The organism is Cytobacillus sp. T106, assembly GCF_040492155.1.
GTDB classification, from domain to species: Bacteria; Bacillota; Bacilli; order Bacillales; family Cytobacillaceae; genus Bacillus_AB; species Bacillus_AB infantis.
On record NZ_JBEUMK010000043.1, the window covers coordinates 1 to 444 of the forward strand.

At 50.0% G+C, this 444-nt stretch carries 4 tRNA genes; all 4 read left to right on the top strand.

The window, feature by feature from the left end:
- Window positions 1-4: 4 nt before the first annotated feature.
- The 4 genes from ABU165_RS25130 (at window position 5) to ABU165_RS25145 (ending at window position 380) form a co-directional block, all read left to right on the top strand.
- Window positions 5-93: transfer RNA gene (locus tag ABU165_RS25130), tRNA-Leu, on the top strand.
- A 19-nt stretch (window positions 94-112) separates the two neighbouring features.
- Window positions 113-189 (top strand) — tRNA-Arg (locus ABU165_RS25135).
- 23 nt (window positions 190-212) lie between these two features.
- A tRNA-Pro gene (locus tag ABU165_RS25140) sits at window positions 213-289 on the top strand.
- 15 nt (window positions 290-304) lie between these two features.
- Window positions 305-380: transfer RNA gene (locus tag ABU165_RS25145), tRNA-Ala, on the top strand.
- Window positions 381-444 lie beyond the last annotated feature (64 nt).

Sequence of the window (444 nt, forward strand, 5' to 3'; positions counted from 1 at the left end):
TATTGCCGGGGTGGCGGAACTGGCAGACGCACAGGACTTAAAATCCTGCGGTAGGTGACTACCGTACCGGTTCGATTCCGGTCCTCGGCACCACAGAGTTTATTTATATAATGCGCCCGTAGCTCAATTGGATAGAGCGTCTGACTACGGATCAGAAGGTTATGGGTTCGACTCCTTTCGGGCGCGCCATATTACTTTAAAATTATCATGTTCGGGGAGTAGCTCAGCTTGGTAGAGCACTTGGTTTGGGACCAAGGGGTCGCAGGTTCGAATCCTGTCTTCCCGACCATTTGAATTTTTATATGGGGCCTTAGCTCAGCTGGGAGAGCGCCTGCTTTGCACGCAGGAGGTCAGCGGTTCGATCCCGCTAGGCTCCACCAAAAAATCTATTGACAGGATGTTTACTTCCTGTTAATATATAAAAGCTGCTTCAAAAAGCGGCAG